The organism is Anaerotignum faecicola, assembly GCA_024460105.1.
In the GTDB taxonomy this organism is placed as follows: Bacteria; Bacillota; Clostridia; order Lachnospirales; family Anaerotignaceae; genus JANFXS01.
The window spans coordinates 1-415 of sequence record JANFXS010000421.1 but is presented as its reverse complement, the minus strand read 5'-3'; the positions used below and the strand labels follow the sequence as shown (position 1 = coordinate 415).

1 protein-coding gene is annotated in these 415 nt (G+C 52.0%); it reads left to right on the top strand.

What is annotated here, in order from left to right; all coding sequences use genetic code 11:
- On the top strand, positions 1-415 hold a 415-nt coding region (locus NE664_14680), incomplete at both ends, for a glutamine synthetase type III (GenBank protein MCQ4727880.1).

Here is a 415-nt window from a genome sequence, read left to right as displayed (position 1 = left end):
CAAAGAACAGCTGGCGGCCCACAGAAGGATTATCTTTAATGGAAACGGCTATTCGGACGCATGGGTGGAAGAAGCCGAGAAGAGAGGCCTTCCGAACATCAAATCCATGGTGGAAGCGATCCCGGCCCTCACTACGGAAGCATCTGTCAGGATGTTCGAAGAGTTTAACGTATTTACGAAAGCCGAACTGGAATCCCGTGTTGAAATCGAATACGAGGCATACAGCAAGGCAATCAACATCGAGGCCAGAACCATGATTGATATGGCCGGCAAGCAGATCATCCCGGCAGCCGTCAAATACGCGACGATGCTGGCTGATTCCTTAAGCAAAGTGCAGACTGCCTGCCCGGATGCAGACGTAAGCGTACAGGCCGAACTGCTGACAGAGACCTCCGCCTATCTTTCCGACATGAAG